Here is a 20,343-nt window from a genome sequence, read left to right on the forward strand (position 1 = left end):
GATGCTCTAGAGGTCCAAGGGCGGGAAGGACGACAGCAGCGCCGAATCGACGAGCTGCGCCTGTCCGTTCACGCCCGCGGCGCGGTTCGACATCAGGAACAGCGCGACCTCCGCGATATGCTGCGCGGAAAGGCCGCCGCGATAGCCGGGATGCGAAAGCTCCTCGGCGAGGGCGTCGTCCTGCGCGATCCCGTTCATCGGGGTCAGCACCATGCCGGGGCAGACCGCGTTGACGCGCAGCCCCTTGTCGGCGAAGGCGCGCGCCGCCGAACGAACCAGCCCGACCAGGCCGTGCTTCGACGTCGCATAAGCCGCCGCCTCGGAGAAGCCGATCAGGCCGGCCGCCGACGCGGTGACGACGCAGGCCCCGCCCGGCCGCAACCGCGCCAGCGCGAGCTGCAGCCCCAGGAAGGCGCCGCGCAGGTTGACCGCGATCAGCTTGTCGAACAGCGCCGTCGTCACCTGCTCGAACGGGACATAGGGCTGCAGCATGCCGGCGTTGAGGAAGGCATGGTCGATGCCGCCATAGTCGCGCTCGGCGGCGTCGAACATCGCCTGGTTGTCGGCCTCGCTCGCGATATCGGCGGTGACCGCAGTCGCGCGGCCGCCGGCCTCCCGGATCAGCGCCGCCGTCGCGGCGGCGCCTTCCCCGTTCAGGTCGGCGACGACCACCGCGGCGCCCTCGGCGGCGAAACGACGGGCGGCGGCGCGCCCGATGCCCGATCCCGCGCCGGTGACGAGGGCGACCTGGCCCTCGAAGCCGCCCCCGCTCATTCCGCGGCGACCGCCGCCTGCTGCGCCTGGGCGCGGAAATGCGGGATCACCTTGGTGCCGATGTTGCGGATCGTCTCCAGGATCGACGCGTGCGGGACGGTGCCCATCTGGAACAAGAACAGCACCTCGTCGGCGCCGGCCTCCTGCAGCCGGGTCACGTAGCGGATGCAGTCGTCGGCATTGCCATAGGCATCCTCGGCGACCGAATAGTTGCTGGTATGCTCGTCGCCGATCGTGATCTTCTCTTCGGAGAGATAGGCGACGACCGCCTCCTTGCCCTGGTTCAACGCGGCCTCCTGCTCCTCCGCCGACAGGTCGTCGGTCGACGGCTTGGGGCCACCCTGGTACCAGTGGGCGATCGCCTCGGCAAAGAAGCGCTGGCCGCGCAGGCCGATGCGGCGCGCCTCGTCGCGGTCGTCAAGCACGCAGGCCGCGCAGAAGGCGGCGAGATGCTCGGTCGGCACCACGCCGACCTGGTCCTCGACCTTCCGGTTGCGGAAATTCTCGCGATAGACGGCGTTCTTGCGGGCGATCTCCTCGGGACCCGAGAAGCCCAGCACCAGCGCGCCGATGCCGCGCTTGCCGGCCAGCTCGAGCGTCGCTTCGCGGGTGCAGGCATAATAGAGCGGCGGATGCGGCGTCTGCAGCGGCTTCGGATGGATCGGCCGACGCGGGATCTTGATGTACTTGCCGTCATGCTCGATCTCGTCCTGCGTCATGATCTTGGGGATCAGGTACATCGACTCGTCGATCATCGGCTGCAGCTCGGCCAGGTCGTAGCCGAAGGTGCCGGCCTCCTGCTGGGTGCCGCCCTTGCCCATGCCGAAATGGACGCGGCCGCCCGACAGGATGTCGAGGGTGGCGATCCGCTCGGCCACCTTGACCGGGTGGTTCATCGCCGGCGGCAGGCAGACGACGCCATGGCCGATACCGATCCGGCTGGTCTTGCCGGCGAGGAAGGCCAGCATCGTCTCCGGCGCCGACATATGGGCATATTGGGTCAGCGCGGTATGCTCGACGCACCAGACGTTGTCGAAGCCGACCTGTTCCGCGAGCATCACCTGCTCGACGATCTCGTTGAAGCAGCGCACCTCCGATTCGGGGGACGTGTCCGCCATCTGCGCTTCGTAGATGATCGAGAATTTCATGACGTTCGCTCTCCTTGACCCGCCGATATCCGGCAGCATGGAGGCGAAACTACAGGGCGCCGGATCGGCCGGCATCGTCTGTTCAGACTATGCCGGCACCCTGCCTGCGCCAGCCGGCCCGCCCGCCAGGATGCGGTCGCGCGCCATCGCGCAATAATCGGGGTTCAGCTCGATCCCGACGAAGCGCCGGCCCTCGGCCCGCGCGACCAGCCCGGTGGTCCCCGCGCCGAAGAAGGGATCGAGCACGACGCCGCCCGCCGGGCTGCCGGCGCGGATGCAGGGCGTGATCAGCGCCGGCGGGAAGACCGCGAAATGCGCGTCGCGATATTTGCCGAGCGGCACCGACCAGACGGTGCGCCGGTTGCGGCCGAGCGGGTGGAAGGCCTGGTCCCAGCGGCCGTCATGGAGGTTGGCGTCGCCGCCGTTCTTGCCCCGCTCGGGCGTACCGCCGCGCCGGCCGAAATGGCCGCGCCCGCCACGCATCCGGCTGTCGGGGCCGAAGGTGCGGTGCGGCTCGCGGATCGCATCGGCGTCGTAGCGATAGTCGTCGGTCTTGGAGAGCAGGAAGACATATTCATGGTCGTGGGTCGGCCGCCGCTTGTTAGAATGCGGCATCGCGTTGGGCTTGTGCCAGACGATGTCGGAGCGGAGCTTCCAGCCGTCCGCGACCAGGGCCAGCGCGACCCGCCACGGCATGCCGAGCAGCACGCCGCCCGCATATTTGTCGCCGAGGTTCAGCCACAACGTCCCGTCGTCGCGCAGCACCCGGCGTAGCGCGCGGAACACCGCGACCAGCGCCGCGACATAGGCGTCGGGGTCGGGCTCGATGCCGATCTGGCCGTCGACGCCATAGTCGCGCTGGCCGTAATAGGGCGGGCTGGTCACCGCGACATGCGCCGATCCGGCCGGCATCGCATCGAGCGCGGCCCGCGCCGATGCACGGACGATCAGGTCCGCCGCGGCCCAGTCGGCCTGCCCCAGCGCTACCGGATCGAGGATCGGGATCGCCGCCGCGCAGCCCTCGATCCCGCCCCCGGTCCCGCTCATTCGGCGTCGGGCTGGACCGACGGGTGCGCCTGGCGGAACGCCTCCAGCCCGGCGCATTCGGCGTCGATGGCGAGCAGCGTCGGGAAGGCGTCGATCGCGCAGTTCAGCCGCCGCGCGTTGAACAGCTGCGGCACCAGGCAGCAATCCGCCATGCTCGGCGCGTCGCCATGGACGAAGCGACCGCTGCGTCCGCTGCCGGCGACGAACGCTTCGAGCCGGCCGAGCCCGTCCTCGACCCAGTGGCGATACCAGGTATCGACCTCGTCCTGGTCGTGGCCCAGTTCATGCTTGAGGTAGCGCAGCACCCTCAGGTTCGCGAGCGGATGGATGTCGCAGGCGACCAGCAGCGCCGCGGCGCGGACATAGGCGCGCTCGGCGAGTCCTTGCGGCAGCAGCGGCGGATCGGGCTGGCGCTCCTCCAGATATTCCATGATCGCGACCGACTGGACGATCAGCCCGTCCTGATCCTCGATCGCCGGGATCAGTCCCTGCGGACTGACGTCGCGGCGGAAGGCCGGCAGCGGATCGGGCTTGACCAGGTGGACCGCCTGCTGCTCGGCGGCGATGCCCTTGAGATTGAGCGCGATGCGCACGCGATAGGCGGCCGAGGAGCGGAAATAGCTGTACAGTTTCATGTGTTACCTTCCCGCCGCGATCCTTAGCGGCGCGCGGCGACGCTGTCATCGCCCGGCGAACGCCACAAATGATTGTGCGCCCGCCCCGACCTCCCTATAGCGGCGCGGCGTCGGGGAGTGGCGCAGGCTGGTAGCGCATCTGGTTTGGGACCAGAGGGTCGCAGGTTCGAATCCTGTCTCCCCGACCATTGTCAGAAAATTATGTTAAATCAGCATTTTAACCGATTTCTGACGCAGCATGACGTAGCACATAAACCTAGCACTCTGATCCTCAGCTTTCGCTCCATCACAGATCGCGATCGATCCATTTAGGATTGATTCGGGAGGCGTCGCCCTTGCGTCCGATTCAGAATGAGCGAATTGGTCCTGTCATCCTGAGATAGCGATGAAGCGTCGTAACCCCGCCTCACAAGGTCCGGGCGAGTTTCTCGGCCGACTTTCTGCCGTATGTCCGATTATCTTAGATCGTCAGGCAGCGTGAGGTGGGGGAGCCTTGACCGTATGTTCTCCACAAAATGCCCATACCCTGGATAGAGGTAGCTCCAATAAACTCGTCGACCATCGTTGGACTGAATGAACCAATAGCTGGTAGCAGTCTTTCCGGCGGCGGTAATATCCTCCCATCGAATGTGCGTGCGAGGTCGTCCCAAGGTCGGACCGAAAAGCCGACACGGCCCATTCACACCTGTCATATCCCAGCTAACGTCATGTATGTGGACCAGAGAAGGGCTCATAAAAGCCGCAAGAGCAATGCCGATTGCGGAGCAAATTACCCCTGGCATGACAATGCCATTTAGTAGCGATGCCAGCCCTAAAATGGCCAAAGCCACCCCTAGCAATGTTATCGCTGCGGCACTGATTTTGCCGGGAGCAATGCTACCCTCCACGGTCAACAGCTTGTCCGGTGGCCGCCGATAATTTACCCGCGCCCAAAAAGCCGTAGCCAAGCCGACGATCACAGCGATTATCACATAATGCACTAGCTTCCTTTCAAGCGCCTTGAGGAGGAGATTGCTATCTTAGGTTCGTGAGTGCCCGCAATGGCATGCCATCCGCCTTTCGATCCATTGCGGTGGTTGATGTGCGGAGAGGGGTGGAAAGCCGCTTCAGTTCTCAGGCGCTTGGTGCATTGGAAGATGGCGAGCCATGCGTGCTTCTAGAAGTCGGACCAAGTCAGAGCCCATAAATTCGTAATCGTCTGGTATATTGAGGCAAATCATACGCTTATTGCCGAGAGCGTCGCGAAAACGTTTCTGAACCTTGGCGCGGTGAGATCGCTCCATAACCACGATGAAATCCGCCCATTCGACCAGTTCATTTGTCAGTGGGTTTTCTGCGTCGTTGTTCGTGCCTGCCGATGCCACCTCAATATCCTTGCGAGTGGAAAACACTTGCTCAGCGGTAGGGCTTCGAAGCCGGTTCTGACTGCAAACAAACAAGAAGCGTTTCATTCTATTTCTCCAGCGATCTTCCGATCCTATAGAATGGGCGAAAGCCTACAACCGGCCCGCTTCCCGCCGTTCGATCCGAAATGGCAAATGTCTGGAACGGGCGGATTGCTGTCCGTCCGTTTACGGGCGGCTCAACGTGAAACCTGCCGTCTCCTCGGTTAAACGGCCGTCGCCACCAACTTTGTCAGAGATGCGATGGGTCAAGGCTGCTCCAATGACCGTGAGCGCAGTCCAATCGGGGTTATGCTCCTGCGCGTTCCAAATCATGCGAATGACAGCATCGTCGCGGATTGGGTATCGGTCGGTTTGGAAGATGGCACTTCCCGGACAAGCGCCATGGCCTGCCGCGTACCAACGCCGGTTTGATGGCGTGTCGATAATCCACACGGCTCCGTCAGCCTCACCACTGAAAGCTTCGTCAAAAATAATCTTCACGTCCATACCGGCCCCCAGCAACCCCGCTCCATGATGTCCGCTTTCGGTCATCGAAGAAAGTTAGGTTAATGTCTGGGTTGGGTCGCTTCCGGCCGTTTGATCCACTCTGGTGAAATCGGGAATGGGGTGGAAAGCAATCATCCGAGGCGGCTTTTGTCCAACATATCCTCATAGTCTTGAACCATCTGTCGAAACCGCTTTTGGGCACCCCTGATCTGACGCCTGCACCACTCGACAAAGCCGATCAGGAATAAAGCCGCCACCATCAGCGTTAATGATAACTCGGACTCTCAGACCAGCAGTGCGGCCGCCAAAATGATTACAGCGTTAAGCCAACCCATGACGACATAGAAGGTCATCAACTGCCAAAAGACCGGGGCGATTGGGGTCGGCCACTTCCCGGGTCGAAAGTGATCTTGTTGAAGAAGCTGAACATGGCCTAGCTTCCATCCATCAGGCTACGGGTTTTCGCAAACGGTCATCGACCAGCACCTTTCGATCCGTTCCGGCGCGGCTAGATTGAAAGTGATCGTGCCTCTTTAGAGGCACCCCACCATCAAAGGAGAACAGGATAGGAAGCTACCCCAGGCGGGCGAACAGCCGGTCCGCGTGCGACCAGTCGATCGCCGCCATATAGGCATCCACATAGGCGCCGGCCTTCGCCCCATAGTCGATCGCATAGGCATGTTCGTACATGTCCAGCGCCAGCAGCGGGGTGCCGCCCGCCAGCGTCGCCATATGGTCGGCCGCCCATTGGTTGACGAGGCGCCGGTCGCGGTTGCTCCACGTCAGCAGCACCCAGCCCGATCCCCCGCCCAGTGCCTTGCCGATCGCACCGAACTCGGCCGCCCATCGGCCATGGCTGCCGAAATCCCGCTCGATCGCGGCAGCGAGCGCAGTTCCCGGCCGGGTCGGCCGGCCGAGGGCCGCGAAATAGAGTTCGTGCAGGATCATCGAGTTCCAGGCGATCAGCTCCTCGCGCTTCAGGCCGTTGATCGTGAACCCCGGCGCGGCGGCGGGGTCGAGGGCGGCGAACGCCTGCCGGATCGCCCCCAGCCGCTTGACCGCGCCGGCATAATTATTGTCGTGGTGGCTGGTCAGCAATTTCGCCGACAGGCCGGGAACGGCGGTCGGGTCGAACGGCAAGGGCTGGGGCGTGAACGCATCGGCCGGTGCCTGGGCCAGCGCGGGCAGGCCGGCTGCCGCGCCGGCGGCAACGGTCGCCGCCATCAGGGTTCTGCGATTCATCGACATGCGAAGGCCCTTCCCTAGATCATACCGAAGAGGTGCAGCGCGATGCCCGCCGCCGAGGTCATCGCCAGCGTCGTGAAGGCCCCGGCCTTCCACCGGAACATCGCGACGACCGCCGCGAGGCACAGCAACGACGCCCAGAGGTCGATGCTCGCCACCCGCGGCAGATCGACCGCGAGCGGGCCCGCCGTCAGCCGGACCGTCTGCCGGAACAGCGTATGGAAGGCGAACCAGATGGCGAGGTTCAGGATGACCCCGACGACCGCCGCCGTGATCGCCGACAGCGCGCCGGCCATCGCCCGATTGCTCCGCATCCGTTCGATGAACGGCGCGCCGAGGAAGATCCACAGGAAACAGGGCGCGAAGGTCACCCAGGTCGCGAGCAGGCCGCCCAGCGTCCCGGCGAGCAGCGGCGACATCCCGGTCGCCTCGCGATAGGCGCCGAGGAAACCGACGAACTGGAGCACCATGATGAGCGGGCCGGGCGTCGTCTCGGCCATGCCGAGGCCGTCGAGCATCTCGCGCGGCTGCAGCCAGTGATAGGTCTGCACGGCTTCCTGCGCGACATAGGACAGCACCGCATAGGCACCGCCGAACGTCACCATCGCCATCGACGAGAAGAAGAGCGCGATCTGGGAGAAGACGTCGTCCCGGCCGAGCAGGACGAGCAGCAGCGCCACCGGCACCAGCCACAGCGCCAGCCAGACGAGCGCGTCGACGAGCGTGCGGGCCAGCGTCGGCGTGGCGTGGGCGGGCAGTTCCTCGCCCAGCAGCGTGTCTTCGTCGGCGACGATCGCGCCGCCCGCGGCCTTGTGGCCGCCCCCGACCGCGAAGGCCGGCACGCCCCTGCGCCCGCCGACGAAGCCGATGACGCCGGCCCCGACGACGACCAGCGGGAACGGCGCGGAGAACAGGAACAGCGCCACGAACGCCGTCGCGGCGATGGCGATCATGACCGGGTTCTTCAGCGCCCGGCCGGCGATCCGCAGCACCGCCTGCACGACGATCGCGAGCACCGCCGCCTTGAGCCCGAAGAACAGCGCGGCGATGATGCCCAGCCGTCCGTAGAGCACGTAGATCCAGCTCAGCGCCATGATCGACACGACGCCCGGCAGGATGAACAGCAGCCCGGCCATCACCCCGCCGCGCCGCTTGTGGAGCAGCCAGCCGATATAGGTGGCCAGCTGCTGCGCCTCGGGCCCGGGGAGCAGCATGCAATAGTTCAGCGCGTGCAGGAACCGGTGCTCGCCGATCCAGCGCTTCTCCTCGACCAGCACGCGATGCATCACCGCGATCTGGCCGGCCGGCCCGCCGAAGGACAGCAGCGCGATCTTCGCCCAGACCCGGAAGGCCTCGCCGAGGGTCGCCTGGGCGGGGCGGGCGACCGCCGCGGCCGGCGCGGCGGCGGCGGTCATGGACGCGCCTCCCGCGGCTTGTGGGCATCCCAGTCATGCGTCTCCGCGCGCGCGTCGCGGCACCAGCGGTACAGCGCGTCATAGATCGGCAGGCCGGCTTCGAGCTGCTGGTCGTCGTCCGCATGGAGGCGCGACAGGCCGAGCGACAGCGCGACCAGCCCGGCGGCTTCGGGAACCAGGTCCGGCCGGCCGGTGTCGGCGCCGCGCACCACCTCCGCCAGATAGGCGAGCGCGGGCAGGTCGCCCAGGCCGAATTCCTCGACCATCACGTCGAAGGTGCAGCGTTCGCCGCGATGGCTCCAGAACACGTCGTCATGCTGGAAATCGAACGGCGTCGCGTTCAGGCGATCGGCCACCGCCATCACCTCGGCCGGCACGACGAACAGGAAACGGGCGCCGGGGTCGACAAAGCGGCGGATCAGCCATGGGCAGGCGATCCGGTCGACCTTCGGCCGCGCGCGCGTCACCCAGAGCGTCTGACCGCCGGCCTGGCGCGACGGCAGGCGATCGGTACGGACCAGCGGATGCCGCCCGTTCCGCCAGGCGGCATGTCCGCCCTCCAATATCTCGGCGGCGATGCCGTCGCTGCGCAGCCAGGCGGCGACGCCCTGGCTCAGCGGCCCGCCATCCTCGTCGATGATGACGGCCGACCGGCCGGCGAGGGCCCTTCCCCATTCCGACACCTCGGCCGCGCGGCGGGGAATCGATCCGGGGATCAGCCTTTCGTCGCCGATGCCGGCGCGGAGATCGATGAGGGCGGGGGATGAGGGGGTGCCGATGAGGCGCGTCAGCTTGTCGACGGAAATGCTGTTCAGTGCAGGCATGGAGCGTCCCTACCAGAGTCGGACGCGATATTTCGGCATGCCGCCTCGTGGGGCTATCGCATTCCCCATTCCTTCTCCTTCCCCGAAACGGCCGGCGGAGTCAACGCAGGGAACGAATGCGCCGCCGCCGCGACGATCGCGTGAAAATGATTTGCCGGGGTTGGACCCTCTGTCGCGTTCGGGCGTTACGGCCGCGGTATGGGAGGCGTTGTGTGATGGGGCCAGTTGCTGGGCGTATCCTGGTGGTCGAGAATGATCTCATGCTCAACCACATGCTCCGGCAGATGCTGGAGGACCTGGGCTTCTTCGTGCTGACCGCGGCGTCGGCCGAGGCCGCGCGCCATGCCATCGACACGGTCAGCCTCGACGTCATTCTCGCCGACATGGCGCTGGGAACGGGCTCCGACGGCCTGTCCGTCGCCCGCGCGGCGCTGGAGAAGAACCGCCAGCTCCGCGTGGTGATCGCCTCGGGCCATCCGGCTCCCGCCGACCTGACGCAGGGCATGGCCTTCCTCCAGAAGCCCTTCACCGTCGCCGAGCTCGCGCGGATGGTGCAGAACTAAGGACTTCCCCTCGCTCCGTCGTTCGCGCGAGAGCGGATCTTTCGCTGGGATTATCGTCAAAGGCGATTGCCGGACGGCTGTTCGCGAAGTGCCCGCGCGGCCTCCAAAAGGAATGGCCCTCGCTCCGGGGGCGGGGAGCGAGGGCCGACCTGGCGTTCGTCACGCAGGCGGGGCGTGATTGGTTTCTCGAGCAACAGGGGGGAATCCCGAGAAGATCACGACCGCTGGAAAGGCTTTTAGGGGGTCCAACCTGTCGCCTTTATGAACGACGGGGCTAATTCCGGGGCCCCTTCGGGCGTGGGTCGTCCCATTTGAACGCTTTGTCGGAAATGGCCACCCCGAAGCGCTGATTCGTCAGCCGGACGGTCGAGCGGCCGTTCTGCGCATCGAGCACTGTCCACCCCTGGAGCGCGAGGCCGCCGGGCCCCGCGCCCCTGGCGAAGACGATCGTGATCGTGCCGAACTCGGGATGCTTGCCGTCGCGCGCCTCGACCGTGATCGTACCCGGGATCGTCGAGGGCACCACCTTGGCGAAGCGGCTCATGTCGCGGCGCGGGTCGATCAGCACCGACAGCGGCGAGTTGCCGACCGGCCAGCGCGACACCTGCCGCACCGAATAGTCGATCATCGTCAGCGCCTTGCCGTCGCCGACGATCAGCAGCGGCACGCCCTTCTGATATTCGAAGCGGACCTTGCCCGGCTGGCGCAGGGTCAGCGTGCCCGACAGCGACTTGCCGTTGCGGTCGGTCTGGACGAAGTCGGCGGTCATCGTCGTGATCCCGCGCAGATGCGCGGCGACCTGGTCGAGCGAGGCGGTCTGCGCCATGGCGGGGGCCGCCGCCGCGATCGCGGCGGGAAGCAGGGAAAGGAAAAGCGGGCGCATGCGGCTCCTGTCGATATCGTCGTTTCGGCGGCCCTTATGCCCAAGCGCCGCTGAATTGGGAATGAAGCGCGCCAACGCCGCGCGCGCCGCGATGTTTCCTTCTATATATCGGCCCGAATGGACAGGAGACCACTGACCGACGCCGAAGGGGCGCTCGTCCGATCGATGTTCGGGGACGCGGTCGATACCGGCCGCGTCACGATCCGCCGCGCCCGCTGGTGGCCGTTCCAGCCGCCAAACGTGCTGATGGCGCCCGACGGCCATCTCTGGTGCCACCCCGCCGGACCGCTGTGGCGCGACTGCTATGCCGCCGCGTCGCTCTCGATGCAGGCGCTGTTCGTCCATGAAATGACCCATGTCTGGCAGGCGCAGCGCGGCGGCCGCTGGTACCTGCCGCTGATGCGCCATCCCTTCTGCCGATATGCCTATACATTGCAGTCGGGCAAGCCCTTCGCCCGCTACGGCATCGAGCAGCAGGCCGAGATCGTCGCCGATGCCTTCCTCCTCGCACGCGGCGTCGCGCGGCCCGGCAAGCCGGGGCTGGAGGCGTACAAGGCGGTGCTGCCATTCGAGGCCCCCCTCCCTTGAAGGGAGGGGAACGAGGATGACGCTCTTCCGCTTCCCCCTCGCAGCGGCTAGAGCGGCGCGATGACCCCCACCGGACTGCTCGGCGGCAGCTTCAACCCGGCGCATTACAGCCACCGCCACATCAGCCTGTTCGCGATCGAGGCGCTCGGGCTGGAGGAGATGTGGTGGCTGGTGTCGCCCGGCAATCCGCTCAAGGCCGGCACTCCCGACATGGCCCCGCTCGCCGCCCGCTACGCCTCGGCGGCGCGGATGGCGCGGCGCGCGCCGATCCGCCCGACCGCGATCGAGGCGCGGCTCGGCACGCGCTACACCGCCGATACGCTCCGCAAGCTCGTCCGCCGCTACCCGAAGCGCCGCTTCGTCTGGATCATGGGGGCCGACAATCTCGCCCAATTCGACCGGTGGCAGGACTGGCGCGGCATAGCGCGCAGGGTGGTCATTGCCGTCGTCGCCCGTCCGGGTTATGATGACGGCGCCCGCGCTTCGAGGGCGATGGGCTGGCTGCGGCATTTCGTCCGGCCCGCGGCCAAGGCGAAAGACTGGACGAGCTGGAGACCGCCGGCCCTCGTGCTGCTGCACTTCTATCCTGATCGCGGTTCCGCAACGCGGCTCCGGGCCAAGGACCCAGGCTGGCACCTTTCCCACAGCAACAGAGGCTTGCGCGACAGGTTGACGCGCCGGCCGCTACCCTAGGAGGTACATTGACCGCCACCGACAGCATCAGGCCCAGAGACGCCTCTGCCGCCAGGGATGCCGACCCTTCGGACAAGCTGCATCAGCTTGTGCTGAAATCGCTCGACGACGACCAGGCGATCGAGACCGTCTCGATCCCGCTCGCGGGCAAATCGTCGATCGCCGACCATATGGTGATCGCATCGGGCCGTTCGACCCGACAGGTCGCCTCGATGGCGACCAAGCTGGCCGACAGGATCAAGAGCGAGACGGGCCGCGCGGTCCGGATCGAAGGCCTGCCGACGGCCGACTGGGTGCTGATCGACGCGGGCGACGTGATCGTCCACCTGTTCCGCCCCGAGGTCCGCAGCTTCTACAATCTCGAACGGATGTGGAATTTCGGCGACGCGCCCGCGCCCGTCGCGGTCCAGGGCTGATCCGGCAGGGCAGCGGCAGGGAGGCCCTGAACCACATTGCTGCTGCACATCGTCGCGCGGGGCAGGATCGGCCGGGGTCCCGAGGCCGAGCTGGTCGACCGCTACATGAAGCGGATCGGCTGGCCGACCCGCATCACCGAGCTGCCCGACACCGGCGGCCGCGTGCCGCCGCGCGATCCCGGCACCGTCCTCGTCATGCTCGACGAGAAGGGCGAGCAGCTCGGCTCGATGGCGTTCGCCGAGAAACTCGGCCGCTGGCGCGACGACGGCCGGCGCGAGGTCCGCTTCCTGATCGGCGCCGCCGACGGCTTCGACGAGGCCCAGCGCCGCGAGGCCGACCTGCTCTTCGCCTTCGGCAAGGCGACCTGGCCCCACCTGCTCGCCCGCGCGATGCTCGCCGAACAGCTCTGGCGCGCGACCAGCATCCTCGCCGGCCACCCCTATCATCGGGAAGGGTGATGCAGGCAGCCTTCCAAAATCCGCCCCGGAACGGGGAGGGCGTTGAAGCTTTGGCTGGCCCCCGGCCAGCCAAGTTTGTGTCCGGGGGATGCAAACTCGCTTCAACGCATGCGAAGCATGGTGGAGGGGGCGACGGCGCAGCCGGCGCTGACGCGCCGCCCCTCCACCGGCTTCGCCGGTCCCCCTCCCCGTTCCGGGGAGGAATGATTATTGTAGCGGTCGCTACAATGCTCGCCATTCCCGCTTACGCCCTGTCGCGCGACCCCGGCGTCGCCGAGCAGCAGCGCGCGCTCGCGGCAGCGAAGCGCGACGCGTCGGCCGCCGAGCGCCGCGCCGCCGACCTCGAGCACCGGGCGAAGGCGATGACCCGCGCCGCCGACCGCGCCCGCGCCGAGCAGGCCGCCGCCGCCGTCGCGATCCAGGCGTCGGAAGCACGGATCGCCGCCGCCGAGGCGCGGGTCGGCATCGTCGACCGGCTCCGCGCCCGCCAACGGGCCCGCCTCGCCGAGCGGCAGGGACCGATCGTGCGGCTGACCGCGGCGCTCCAGACGATGGCGCGCCGCCCTGCCGCGCTGGCGCTGGTCCAGCCCGGATCGGTCGATGACATGGTCCATGTCCGTGCCCTGCTGGGATCGGCACTGCCCGAGATCCGCGCCCGCACCGCCGGGCTTCGCGCCGAAGTGGCGCGCGGCGACGCGCTGCGCCGCTCGGCCGGGCTGGCGGTCGCCGACCTGCGCCGCGAGCAGGACCAGCTCCGCATCCGCCGCACCGCGCTCGCCCGGCTCGAAGCCGACCAGCGCCGCCGCTCTCAGGGGCTGGTCGACGACGCGATGGCCGAACAAGACCGGATGATCGCGATGGGCGAGAAGGCGAAGGACATCGCCGAGCTGATCGAGGAGCTCGGCGAACAGTCCGACATCCGCACCCGTCTCGCCAGCCTGCCGGGCCCACGCCTGCGCCCGCCGCTGCCCGGCCGCGCCGCGCCACCGCCGCCGTCCGAGCTGGCCAGGCTGTCGGCGATCGCGCAGGCGCCGCCGCCCTATCGCCTGCCGGTGCGCGGCCGGCTCGTCTCGGGGATGGGCGAGTTGTCCGACTCGGGCGTCCGCGCGCGCGGGCTGACCCTGGCGGCGGCGCGCGGTGCGCAGATCGTTTCGCCCGCCGACGGCCGGATCGCCTTCGCCGGCCCGTTCCGCAGCTATGCCGGCATCGTCATCATCGACCATGACAATGGCTGGTCGACACTGATCACCGGGCTCGGCCGGGTCGCCGCCAAGGTCGGCGCGGAGGTGATCCAGGGCAGCCCGCTGGGCGTCGCGGATGGCGGAAATCCGCGCATCACGGTCGAGCTGCGGCACGCCGGACGGCCGATCGACATATTGCCGCTGCTGACCCGCGGATGAGCCGCGGCCGGGGCCGCCATTGACCCGCAGCGCCCGGCCAACCATCTTGTCCGATGGTCGAAGCCGGGCAGGCGCCTATTTCGCACCCCGGCAAAAGCCTGTACGATGACGCCTTGTTTGGAGCGGGCTGATTTGATGACGAAGACCCTGTTGCGTTCCATCGGCCTGTTCGGCGCCGGTGTCATGGTTGCCACCCTCGCCCCCGCGATCGGCGCGGTCGACGTCGGCACCTACAAGGAGCTCGACCAGTTCATGAGCGTGTTCGAGCGGGTCCGCTCGGACTATGTCGACAAGGTCGACGACCGCACCCTGATCAAGGGCGCGATCGACGGCATGCTCGCCAGCCTCGACCCCCACAGCTCCTATCTCGACGCGCGCGACCGGCAGAACATGCGCACCCAGACGCAGGGCGCCTATGGCGGCCTCGGCCTGTCGGTCACGATGGAGGACGGCGCGGTCAAGATCATGACCGCTCAGGAGGACACCCCCGCGGCGAAGGCCGGCCTCAAGACCGGCGACTTCATCACCCATCTCGACGGCAAGCTGCTCTACGGCGGCACCCTCGACGAGGCGGTCGACCAGATGCGCGGCAAGCCCGGTACCAAGATCCTGATCACCGTCGTCCGTCCCGGCCGCGACAAGCCGTTCGACGTCTCGCTGACCCGCGAGCTGATCCAGCTCAAGCCGGTCAAGTGGGAGGTCAAGGACCAGGTCGGCATCATCAACATCAACACCTTCGTCAACGCCAACACCGGCGATTCGGTGCGCGCGGCGATCGCCGGCATCCAGAAGTCGCTGGGGCATGACCCGCTCGGCTATGTGATCGACCTGCGCTCCAACCCCGGCGGCCTGCTCGACCAGGCGATCGACGTGTCCGACATCTTCCTCGATCGCGGCGAGATCGTCTCCCAGCGCGGGCGCGAGAAGAACGACATCGAGCGCCGCTACGCGACGGCGAGCCCGCCCGACCTCGCCCACGGCCTGCCGATGATCGTGCTGGTCGATGCCGGCTCCGCCTCGGCCGCGGAGATCGTCGCGGGCGCGCTGCAGGACCAGAAGCGCGCGCTGGTGATGGGCGAGCGGACCTTCGGCAAGGGTTCGGTCCAGACCGTGCTCGAACTGTCCGACGACACCGCGCTCAAGCTGACCACGGCGCGCTACTACACGCCGTCGGGCAAGTCGGTGCAGGAGGGTGGGATCAAGCCCGACATCCTGGTGCCCCAGCTCAGCGATCCCGACTACAAGGACCGGCCGCGTCTGCGCGAGGCCGACCTGCGCCGCCACCTGATCAACGAGGCGAAGATCGACGACAAGGTGCTCGAGGATGACGGCAAGCCCGATCCGCGCTTCCAGCTCACTTCGGAGGCGCTGAAGAAGCAGGGGATCGACGACTTCCAGCTCGACTATGCGGTCAAGACCATCGCCCGCATGGCCCAGCCCCCGCTCCGCACCGCCCTCGCCGGCGCCAGGAGCGGCGCGCGCTAACAGAGCTCCACAACCCCCCTCCCTTGAAAGGGAGGGGGGTTCGGTTATACCCCCCCCATGACCGGTTTCGCCCAGGCGCGGCTCGCTGCGCTCCTCCTGCCTTCGGCGCTGATGCTGGGGGCGCTCGGCTCGCAATTCATCGGCGGGCTCTTCCCCTGCGAGATGTGCCATTGGCAGCGCTGGCCGCACGAGGCGGCGATCGCGCTGGCGCTGTTCGCCTTCCCGCTCGGCGACAAGCGGGCGGGGCGGATCGTCCTCGCGCTGGCGATCGTCGCGATCCTGGTCAGCGGCGCGATCGGCGTCTTCCATGCCGGCGTCGAATATCATTGGTGGCAGGGGATCACCCGCTGCTCGGCCCCGCCCACCGGCGGGTCGGAGGGCGACCTGCTCGCCGAGATCATGGCGACGCCGATGATCCAGTGTGACGTGCCGCAATGGACGCTGTTCGGCATCTCGCTCGCCGGCTTCAATGCGATCTTCTCGATCCTCGGCGGGCTCGCCATCATTGCCTTGTGGAAGCGCAAGCCGTGAACGCGGATGCGAATCGGAGGGCCGCGTCTTCGGCGGTCGCCAACGCGCAACAGCGCGCCGCGTCTTCGGTGGTCGCCAACGCGCAACAGCGCGCGGCGATGCTCCGCGTTGACCAGGCCGGCGAATATGGCGCGACGCGCATCTATGCCGGGCAGCTCGCGGTGATGGGCCAGCGATCGGCCGATGCCCGCGCGATCGCGCGCATGGCGGGGCAGGAGGCGCGCCACCGCGCGGTGTTCGACCGGATGACCGCCGAGCGCGGGGTGCGGCCGACCGCGCTTCAACCGCTGTGGAACGTCGCGGGCTTCGCGCTGGGCGCGGCGACGGCGCTGATCGGGCCCAAGGCGGCGATGGCCTGCACCGCCGCTATCGAGACCGAGATCGACCGCCATTATCGCGAGCAGCTCGAACAGATCGGCGACGGCGATCCCGAGCTCAGCGCGACGATCGAGGAGTTCCGCGCCGAGGAGGTCGAGCATCGCGACGCCGCGATCGCCGCGGGCGCCGAACAGGCCCCGGCCTATCCGCTGCTGTCGGGCGCGATCCGGCTCGGCTGCCGCATTGCCATCGGGCTTTCGCGCCACATATAATGGGCGACCACAGCCAAGGAATCGCGCCGATGACGACCCACCGTTTTCTCCCGCCGGCGCTTGCTGTCCTGGCCGCCATCGCCGCCGCCGCGCCCTTCGCCATGCCCGCCCAGGCGCAGCGGACCCAGCGCGTGCTGACCATCTTCGGCAGCGATCCCTGCCCGACCAGCAACGGCGACGAGATCGTCGTGTGCCAGCGCATGCCGGAAGGGGAACGCTACCGCATCCCCGAGCAGCTCCGCCGCACCGAGCCGCGCAACGACAATTGGAGCGACCGCGCGTCGAGCCTGGAATATGTCGGCCGCAGCGGTGCGCAGAGCTGCTCGACCAGCGGCGCCGGCGGCGCATCGGGCTGCTTCCGCCAGCTCGCCCGCAAGGCGTGCGAAGAGGACAAGGCCGACGGCAAGAAGTGCGGGATCAAGTTCTGACGCTTCCCGACGTCCTGTTCTTTTCAGGGCGGCCCCCGCCCCATTCAGCACCCCGAAAGCGTCTCGCGCGTTAGCTGTCGTGATGAAGCTCCTGTTCCCGATCGCGCTGCTGCTCGCGGCGCCCGCGCTCGCCGCCCCGAAGGCCGAGGAGCCGCCCCCGCCGCGGATGAGCACGCTGGTCGTGTTCGGCGACGATCCCTGTCCGCGCAGCTCGGACGAGGAGATCATCGTCTGCGCCCGCCAGCCGGAGAGCGAACGTTACCGCATCCCCAAGGCGCTGCGGAAGAAGCCCAAGGCCGATGAGGTCACGCAGAGCTGGGTCGAGCGCACCCGGACCTTCGACATGGTCAGCAAACAGGGCCTGCCCAACAGTTGCTCGCCCAACGGCACCAATGGCCAGACCGGCTGCATGCGCCAGTTCCTCGAAGCCGCACGCGCCGAGCGCGAGGCGATGAAGCGGGGCGAGTGACACCCCTTCGGCCCATGGTCGAACCCTTCCGATTTTTCGCCGATCGGCTATACTTTCCGCGAGAGCATAGTCGATGAAGGCGATCGATCCGGACCTGCTGCTGAGAGCCTATTCGATCGGGGTCTTCCCGATGGCCGACAGCCGTGCCGCCGACGACGTCTACTGGGTCGAGCCGAAGAAGCGCGGCATCCTTCCGCTCGACCATTTCCGCCTGTCGCGCTCGCTCGCCAAGACGATCCGTTCCGATCGATTCGCCGTCACTGCCGATCGCGCGTTCGGCGAGGTCGTCGCGGAATGCGCGGCGGTCACCAGCCAGCGGCCGGACACCTGGATCAACCCGGCGATCGAGGCCGCCTATGCCGATCTCCACCGCCGCGGCCACGCCCATTCGATCGAATGCTGGCGCGAGGGGCGGCTGGTCGGCGGGCTCTATGGCGTGCGGCTGGGCGGCGCCTTCTTCGGCGAGAGCATGTTCAGCCGTGAGAGCAACGCATCGAAGGTCGCGCTCGCCTGGCTCGTCGCGCGGCTCCGGGTCGGCGGCTTCCGGCTGCTCGATTGCCAGTTCATCACCGATCACCTCCAGTCGCTCGGCGCGATCGAGGTGAGCCGCGACGACTATGTCGCGTTGCTGGACGTCGCGCTCGGCGTCGTCACCGGGGCGGGGGCGGCCGGCGGCGTTGCGGTCGCGGGGGCCGCGGCAGGCTGGGCGGCGCCCGACTTCTTCGCGCTCGACGGCGGCGCGACCGATCCCGACACGCGCACCGTATCGGGGCCGATATCGGGATGCACCATCGTGCAGCTCTTGGGCCAGACGTCGTAGACCGGGTCCTCGACCGCGTTGAGCGACGGCGACTCCTTGAACAGCCAGCCCGAGAAGACCCGCCGCCAGGCGCCGTCGCGGCCGCGCACGTCGGTCTGGACGAAGGCGCCGGTCAGCTTCTGATCCTCCCAGGGAGCAGTCGTCTCGCAAGCGCGCAGACGCAGGACGACGTCGCCGATCCGGATCGCTTGCCCCGGCCTGAGGGTGACGTCGCGCGATTCGCCGTTGCGCTTGTTGAGCAGGCCGAGCACCGCCACCCGCGCGCCCATCGGCGTGCCTTCGGTGACGAGCGGCTTGTCGGGGATCTTCTCGGCGACGGGCGTCGGTGGCGCCGCGGGCGTGCTGCTGTTGGCCGATTCGCTTTCGGTGTCGCCGCTCGGCGCCAGGGCGGGCGCGCCGGCCTGCTCGTCCGACGGGACCGCCTCGACCGGGACCTGCTGCTGGCTGATCGCCTGCCACGCGCCAAGGGTCGCGAGGCCGCCGAGCGCGACCGCGCCCAGCAGGATGCGCCTCACGGCTTGGGCGCCTCTTCGGCCCCGCCGGCGGCCGCGCCGCCCGACTTGTTGATGAACTGGCCGACCATGCTCATCAGGTCCATCGCGCCCTGGGTGTCGGCGATGGTGTCGCCGTCCTTGAGCGGAACGGTATCGCCGCCCGGGATCAGCGAGACGAAGGTCGCGCCGAGAAAGCCTTCGGAGGTGATCGCCGCGCTGCTGTCCGCCGGCAGCTTGACCTTCGGGTCGATCGCGAGCGTGGCCTTGACCTGGAAGCTCTGCGGATCGAGCGCCTGGCTGGTCACGGTGCCGACCTTCATGCCGGCGACGCGCACCTCGCTGCCGACGTTGATGCCGGTGCTGTTGGGGAAGAGCGCGGTGACGTGGATCGCGCCGGCCTTGGCGCCGCCGCCGGTGGCGCCCCAGGCGAACCAGACGAACCAGGCGGCGAACAGGACGACGAACAGTCCGACGAGCGCCTCGCCGATATTCTCACGCAACAGCGACTTCATGGCTCAGTTCGGGCTCCATGCCTCGTAATCGCCGGTCGCGGCGGCGCGGACGCCGCCCCGCTCCAGCGCGCCGGCCGGCCGATAGGCCGCCTCGGTCCCGGTCAGGTTCGGTTCGGCCGGCTTCTGCCAGGCGCGCGGCGCCGGAAGCTGGTCGGGGGTCAAATCGGTGCTGTGGTGCAGCCAGCCGTGCCATGCGGGCGGAACCCGGCTGGCGTCGTTCGACCCGGAATAGATGACCCAGCGGCGCGGCCGGCCATCGGTGGTGCGGCCGCCCTCGAAATAGACATTGCCCAGCTCATCCTCACCGACCCGCGTGCCGTTGAGCTTGCTGAACAGCAGGGTGCCGATCGTGGCACCGTCCCACCAGGTGAAGATCTTCTTGAGCATGCTGTCCGCTTAGCCTTTGCGGCCTAGCGGGCGCAAGTGTTTGTGGGGTGTTTGATTGGCCTCATGCGCCGGCGTGCGCATCCGCGCACTTGGCTTTCCTCACATAAGCTCGGGCGGCCGTTCGGCCTTGCGGGACGCTGCGCATCCCGTTCCACCCCAAGACCATTACTATTTCTTCTTCCACTCCACCTTATCACCTTCGGCGATGCCGTTGGCGGCCGCACCGCCGCCGATGATCTCGAGCACGGCGGCGACCGGCTCGCCCGATTCCACCGGGGTCAGGTCCTCGGGTACGGTGTTGGCGGCGATCCGGGCGATCGTGCCGTCGGCGCGGATGAAGATCATGTCGAGCGGGATGTAGGTGTTCTTCATCCAGAAGCTTGCCTCGCGCGGCGGCTTCATCGGGAAGATCATCCCGCCATGGTCGGGCAGGCTGGTGCGGTACATCAGCCCGCGCGCCTGCTCCTGCGGCGTCGCGGCGACCTCGACCGCATAAGCGAGCTTGCCGCGCGCGGTGTGGATCGTCAGCGGAACGGTCGCCTTCGCCTCGGCGGCGGGCGGAGACCCGGCGGAGGTCGGCGCGCAGCCGGCCAGCGCGAAGGACAGGGCGCCGAACGCGCCGAGCAGCCGCAACGGCGCGACCAT

At 67.9% G+C, this 20,343-nt stretch carries 25 protein-coding genes, 1 tRNA gene and 1 pseudogene; 13 read left to right on the forward strand and 14 right to left on the reverse strand.

The genetic code is table 11. From position 1 onward, the window contains the following. Positions 1 to 6: 6 nt before the first annotated feature. From B5X82_RS14435 to maiA, 4 genes are all read right to left on the reverse strand, one after another. Positions 7 to 774 carry an SDR family NAD(P)-dependent oxidoreductase gene (locus B5X82_RS14435; RefSeq protein ID WP_079648871.1) on the reverse strand — a complete coding sequence of 256 codons (768 nt, stop codon included), beginning with the start codon at positions 772 to 774 and terminating at the stop codon, positions 7 to 9. Further along, entirely contained in the window at positions 771 to 1,922 is a 1,152-nt protein-coding gene (locus tag B5X82_RS14440) for an LLM class flavin-dependent oxidoreductase (RefSeq protein ID WP_079648872.1), read from the reverse strand. The genes B5X82_RS14435 and B5X82_RS14440 overlap by 4 nt, the downstream gene beginning before the upstream one ends. Positions 1,923 to 2,009: 87 nt before the next feature. Beyond that, complete coding sequence (locus tag B5X82_RS14445) at positions 2,010 to 2,969, reverse strand: DNA-methyltransferase (protein ID WP_079648873.1); 960 nt, start codon at positions 2,967 to 2,969, stop codon at positions 2,010 to 2,012. Further along, on the reverse strand, positions 2,966 to 3,604 hold the full coding sequence (maiA, locus tag B5X82_RS14450) for a maleylacetoacetate isomerase (RefSeq protein WP_079648874.1): 639 nt from the start codon (positions 3,602 to 3,604) through the stop codon (positions 2,966 to 2,968). Before maiA ends, B5X82_RS14445 begins: the two co-directional genes overlap by 4 nt. A 111-nt stretch (positions 3,605 to 3,715) precedes the next feature. On the opposite strand from maiA, the gene B5X82_RS14455 reads away from it, so the two are divergent. Continuing rightward, positions 3,716 to 3,792, forward strand: a tRNA-Pro gene (locus tag B5X82_RS14455). 918 nt (positions 3,793 to 4,710) lie between these two features. On the opposite strand, the gene B5X82_RS14460 is transcribed toward B5X82_RS14455, so the two are convergent. The 5 genes from B5X82_RS14460 to B5X82_RS14475 all read right to left on the reverse strand — a co-directional run bounded on the left by B5X82_RS14460 (position 4,711) and on the right by B5X82_RS14475 (position 8,980). Further along, on the reverse strand, positions 4,711 to 5,055 hold the full coding sequence (locus tag B5X82_RS14460; protein ID WP_079648875.1) for a low molecular weight protein tyrosine phosphatase family protein: 345 nt from the start codon (positions 5,053 to 5,055) through the stop codon (positions 4,711 to 4,713). 120 nt (positions 5,056 to 5,175) lie between these two features. Continuing rightward, positions 5,176 to 5,496, reverse strand: coding sequence for a hypothetical protein (locus B5X82_RS26410; protein WP_139385110.1), 321 nt, complete (start codon positions 5,494 to 5,496; stop codon positions 5,176 to 5,178). A 573-nt stretch (positions 5,497 to 6,069) separates the two neighbouring features. Continuing rightward, positions 6,070 to 6,738 carry a superoxide dismutase gene (locus B5X82_RS14465; RefSeq protein ID WP_235862699.1) on the reverse strand — a complete coding sequence of 223 codons (669 nt, stop codon included), beginning with the start codon at positions 6,736 to 6,738 and terminating at the stop codon, positions 6,070 to 6,072. A gap of 20 nt (positions 6,739 to 6,758) precedes the next feature. After that, a complete protein-coding gene (chrA, locus tag B5X82_RS14470; protein ID WP_079648877.1) occupies positions 6,759 to 8,156 on the reverse strand; it encodes a chromate efflux transporter in 1,398 nt (465 codons plus the stop codon). Beyond that, positions 8,153 to 8,980 carry a chromate resistance protein ChrB domain-containing protein gene (locus B5X82_RS14475; RefSeq protein ID WP_079648878.1) on the reverse strand — a complete coding sequence of 276 codons (828 nt, stop codon included), beginning with the start codon at positions 8,978 to 8,980 and terminating at the stop codon, positions 8,153 to 8,155. The genes chrA and B5X82_RS14475 overlap by 4 nt, the downstream gene beginning before the upstream one ends. 215 nt (positions 8,981 to 9,195) lie before the next feature. Between B5X82_RS14475 and B5X82_RS14480 the strand changes: the two genes are divergently transcribed. After that, positions 9,196 to 9,543 (forward strand): response regulator, encoded by a 348-nt coding sequence (locus B5X82_RS14480; RefSeq protein ID WP_079648879.1) that lies wholly within the window; start codon positions 9,196 to 9,198, stop codon positions 9,541 to 9,543. Positions 9,544 to 9,817: 274 nt separating this feature from the next. On the opposite strand, the gene B5X82_RS14485 is transcribed toward B5X82_RS14480, so the two are convergent. Beyond that, positions 9,818 to 10,426, reverse strand: a complete 609-nt coding sequence (locus B5X82_RS14485; protein WP_079649082.1) for a LolA family protein — start codon at positions 10,424 to 10,426, stop codon at positions 9,818 to 9,820. Positions 10,427 to 10,543: 117 nt separating this feature from the next. Between B5X82_RS14485 and B5X82_RS14490 the strand changes: the two genes are divergently transcribed. From B5X82_RS14490 to aat, 11 genes are all read left to right on the forward strand, one after another. Then, positions 10,544 to 11,014 (forward strand): vgr related protein, encoded by a 471-nt coding sequence (locus tag B5X82_RS14490; protein ID WP_079648880.1) that lies wholly within the window; start codon positions 10,544 to 10,546, stop codon positions 11,012 to 11,014. A gap of 60 nt (positions 11,015 to 11,074) precedes the next feature. Continuing rightward, positions 11,075 to 11,707: a nicotinate-nucleotide adenylyltransferase gene (locus B5X82_RS14495; protein ID WP_079648881.1), complete on the forward strand. Its 633-nt coding sequence runs from the start codon at positions 11,075 to 11,077 to the stop codon at positions 11,705 to 11,707. Positions 11,708 to 11,733: 26 nt separating this feature from the next. After that, the gene (rsfS, locus tag B5X82_RS14500; protein ID WP_176152575.1) at positions 11,734 to 12,123 is read left to right on the forward strand and encodes a ribosome silencing factor; all 390 of its coding nucleotides are present in this window, start codon (positions 11,734 to 11,736) and stop codon (positions 12,121 to 12,123) included. 36 nt (positions 12,124 to 12,159) lie between these two features. Then, positions 12,160 to 12,582 carry a 23S rRNA (pseudouridine(1915)-N(3))-methyltransferase RlmH gene (locus tag B5X82_RS14505; RefSeq protein ID WP_079648882.1) on the forward strand — a complete coding sequence of 141 codons (423 nt, stop codon included), beginning with the start codon at positions 12,160 to 12,162 and terminating at the stop codon, positions 12,580 to 12,582. A 203-nt stretch (positions 12,583 to 12,785) separates the two neighbouring features. After that, positions 12,786 to 13,982 carry a murein hydrolase activator EnvC family protein gene (locus B5X82_RS14510; protein ID WP_079648883.1) on the forward strand — a complete coding sequence of 399 codons (1,197 nt, stop codon included), beginning with the start codon at positions 12,786 to 12,788 and terminating at the stop codon, positions 13,980 to 13,982. A gap of 135 nt (positions 13,983 to 14,117) precedes the next feature. Further along, the gene (locus B5X82_RS14515; RefSeq protein WP_079648884.1) at positions 14,118 to 15,467 is read left to right on the forward strand and encodes a S41 family peptidase; all 1,350 of its coding nucleotides are present in this window, start codon (positions 14,118 to 14,120) and stop codon (positions 15,465 to 15,467) included. A 57-nt stretch (positions 15,468 to 15,524) separates the two neighbouring features. Beyond that, positions 15,525 to 15,998, forward strand: a complete 474-nt coding sequence (locus B5X82_RS14520; protein ID WP_079648885.1) for a disulfide bond formation protein B — start codon at positions 15,525 to 15,527, stop codon at positions 15,996 to 15,998. Between the two features lie 98 nt (positions 15,999 to 16,096). After that, positions 16,097 to 16,588: a demethoxyubiquinone hydroxylase family protein gene (locus B5X82_RS14525; RefSeq protein WP_235862707.1), complete on the forward strand. Its 492-nt coding sequence runs from the start codon at positions 16,097 to 16,099 to the stop codon at positions 16,586 to 16,588. 29 nt (positions 16,589 to 16,617) lie between these two features. Then, positions 16,618 to 17,016, forward strand: coding sequence for a hypothetical protein (locus tag B5X82_RS14530; protein WP_079648886.1), 399 nt, complete (start codon positions 16,618 to 16,620; stop codon positions 17,014 to 17,016). 82 nt (positions 17,017 to 17,098) lie between these two features. Further along, positions 17,099 to 17,485 carry a hypothetical protein gene (locus tag B5X82_RS14535; RefSeq protein ID WP_079648887.1) on the forward strand — a complete coding sequence of 129 codons (387 nt, stop codon included), beginning with the start codon at positions 17,099 to 17,101 and terminating at the stop codon, positions 17,483 to 17,485. 73 nt (positions 17,486 to 17,558) lie between these two features. Beyond that, complete coding sequence (gene aat / locus B5X82_RS14540) at positions 17,559 to 18,305, forward strand: leucyl/phenylalanyl-tRNA--protein transferase (RefSeq protein ID WP_079648888.1); 747 nt, start codon at positions 17,559 to 17,561, stop codon at positions 18,303 to 18,305. Positions 18,306 to 18,340: 35 nt separating this feature from the next. Here aat and B5X82_RS14545 read toward each other — a convergent pair. The 4 genes and pseudogenes from B5X82_RS14545 to B5X82_RS14560 form a co-directional block, all read right to left on the reverse strand. Beyond that, positions 18,341 to 18,574 (reverse strand): annotated as a pseudogene (locus tag B5X82_RS14545) (DUF2155 domain-containing protein); the annotation flags it as partial. A 242-nt stretch (positions 18,575 to 18,816) separates the two neighbouring features. After that, on the reverse strand, positions 18,817 to 19,311 hold the full coding sequence (gene mlaD / locus B5X82_RS14550) for an outer membrane lipid asymmetry maintenance protein MlaD (protein WP_079648889.1): 495 nt from the start codon (positions 19,309 to 19,311) through the stop codon (positions 18,817 to 18,819). A 3-nt stretch (positions 19,312 to 19,314) separates the two neighbouring features. Continuing rightward, positions 19,315 to 19,698 (reverse strand): NADH:ubiquinone oxidoreductase subunit NDUFA12, encoded by a 384-nt coding sequence (locus tag B5X82_RS14555; protein ID WP_079648890.1) that lies wholly within the window; start codon positions 19,696 to 19,698, stop codon positions 19,315 to 19,317. A 168-nt stretch (positions 19,699 to 19,866) separates the two neighbouring features. Beyond that, positions 19,867 to 20,343: a DUF192 domain-containing protein gene (locus B5X82_RS14560; protein WP_079648891.1), complete on the reverse strand. Its 477-nt coding sequence runs from the start codon at positions 20,341 to 20,343 to the stop codon at positions 19,867 to 19,869.

Source organism: Rhizorhabdus histidinilytica, assembly GCF_900167915.1.
In the GTDB taxonomy this organism is placed as follows: domain Bacteria; phylum Pseudomonadota; class Alphaproteobacteria; order Sphingomonadales; family Sphingomonadaceae; genus Rhizorhabdus; species Rhizorhabdus histidinilytica.

Excerpts from the sequence above, each read along its gene's own strand:
- B5X82_RS14435 (WP_079648871.1), bottom strand. The coding sequence starts at position 774 with ATGAGCGGGGGCGGCTTCGAGGGCCAGGTCGCCCTCGTCACCGGCGCG.
- B5X82_RS14440 (WP_079648872.1), bottom strand. The coding sequence starts at position 1,922 with ATGAAATTCTCGATCATCTACGAAGCGCAGATGGCGGACACGTCCCCC.
- B5X82_RS14445 (WP_079648873.1), bottom strand. The coding sequence starts at position 2,969 with ATGAGCGGGACCGGGGGCGGGATCGAGGGCTGCGCGGCGGCGATCCCG.
- maiA (WP_079648874.1), bottom strand. The coding sequence starts at position 3,604 with ATGAAACTGTACAGCTATTTCCGCTCCTCGGCCGCCTATCGCGTGCGC.
- B5X82_RS14460 (WP_079648875.1), bottom strand. The coding sequence starts at position 5,055 with ATGAAACGCTTCTTGTTTGTTTGCAGTCAGAACCGGCTTCGAAGCCCT.
- B5X82_RS26410 (WP_139385110.1), bottom strand. The coding sequence starts at position 5,496 with ATGGACGTGAAGATTATTTTTGACGAAGCTTTCAGTGGTGAGGCTGAC.
- B5X82_RS14465 (WP_235862699.1), bottom strand. The coding sequence starts at position 6,738 with ATGAATCGCAGAACCCTGATGGCGGCGACCGTTGCCGCCGGCGCGGCA.
- chrA (WP_079648877.1), bottom strand. The coding sequence starts at position 8,156 with ATGACCGCCGCCGCCGCGCCGGCCGCGGCGGTCGCCCGCCCCGCCCAG.
- B5X82_RS14475 (WP_079648878.1), bottom strand. The coding sequence starts at position 8,980 with ATGCCTGCACTGAACAGCATTTCCGTCGACAAGCTGACGCGCCTCATC.
- B5X82_RS14480 (WP_079648879.1), top strand. The coding sequence starts at position 9,196 with ATGGGGCCAGTTGCTGGGCGTATCCTGGTGGTCGAGAATGATCTCATG.
- B5X82_RS14485 (WP_079649082.1), bottom strand. The coding sequence starts at position 10,426 with ATGCGCCCGCTTTTCCTTTCCCTGCTTCCCGCCGCGATCGCGGCGGCG.
- B5X82_RS14490 (WP_079648880.1), top strand. The coding sequence starts at position 10,544 with ATGGACAGGAGACCACTGACCGACGCCGAAGGGGCGCTCGTCCGATCG.
- B5X82_RS14495 (WP_079648881.1), top strand. The coding sequence starts at position 11,075 with ATGACCCCCACCGGACTGCTCGGCGGCAGCTTCAACCCGGCGCATTAC.
- B5X82_RS14510 (WP_079648883.1), top strand. The coding sequence starts at position 12,786 with ATGATTATTGTAGCGGTCGCTACAATGCTCGCCATTCCCGCTTACGCC.
- B5X82_RS14515 (WP_079648884.1), top strand. The coding sequence starts at position 14,118 with ATGACGAAGACCCTGTTGCGTTCCATCGGCCTGTTCGGCGCCGGTGTC.
- B5X82_RS14520 (WP_079648885.1), top strand. The coding sequence starts at position 15,525 with ATGACCGGTTTCGCCCAGGCGCGGCTCGCTGCGCTCCTCCTGCCTTCG.
- B5X82_RS14525 (WP_235862707.1), top strand. The coding sequence starts at position 16,097 with ATGCTCCGCGTTGACCAGGCCGGCGAATATGGCGCGACGCGCATCTAT.
- B5X82_RS14530 (WP_079648886.1), top strand. The coding sequence starts at position 16,618 with ATGACGACCCACCGTTTTCTCCCGCCGGCGCTTGCTGTCCTGGCCGCC.
- B5X82_RS14535 (WP_079648887.1), top strand. The coding sequence starts at position 17,099 with ATGAAGCTCCTGTTCCCGATCGCGCTGCTGCTCGCGGCGCCCGCGCTC.
- aat (WP_079648888.1), top strand. The coding sequence starts at position 17,559 with ATGAAGGCGATCGATCCGGACCTGCTGCTGAGAGCCTATTCGATCGGG.
- mlaD (WP_079648889.1), bottom strand. The coding sequence starts at position 19,311 with ATGAAGTCGCTGTTGCGTGAGAATATCGGCGAGGCGCTCGTCGGACTG.
- B5X82_RS14555 (WP_079648890.1), bottom strand. The coding sequence starts at position 19,698 with ATGCTCAAGAAGATCTTCACCTGGTGGGACGGTGCCACGATCGGCACC.
- B5X82_RS14560 (WP_079648891.1), bottom strand. The coding sequence starts at position 20,343 with ATGGTCGCGCCGTTGCGGCTGCTCGGCGCGTTCGGCGCCCTGTCCTTC.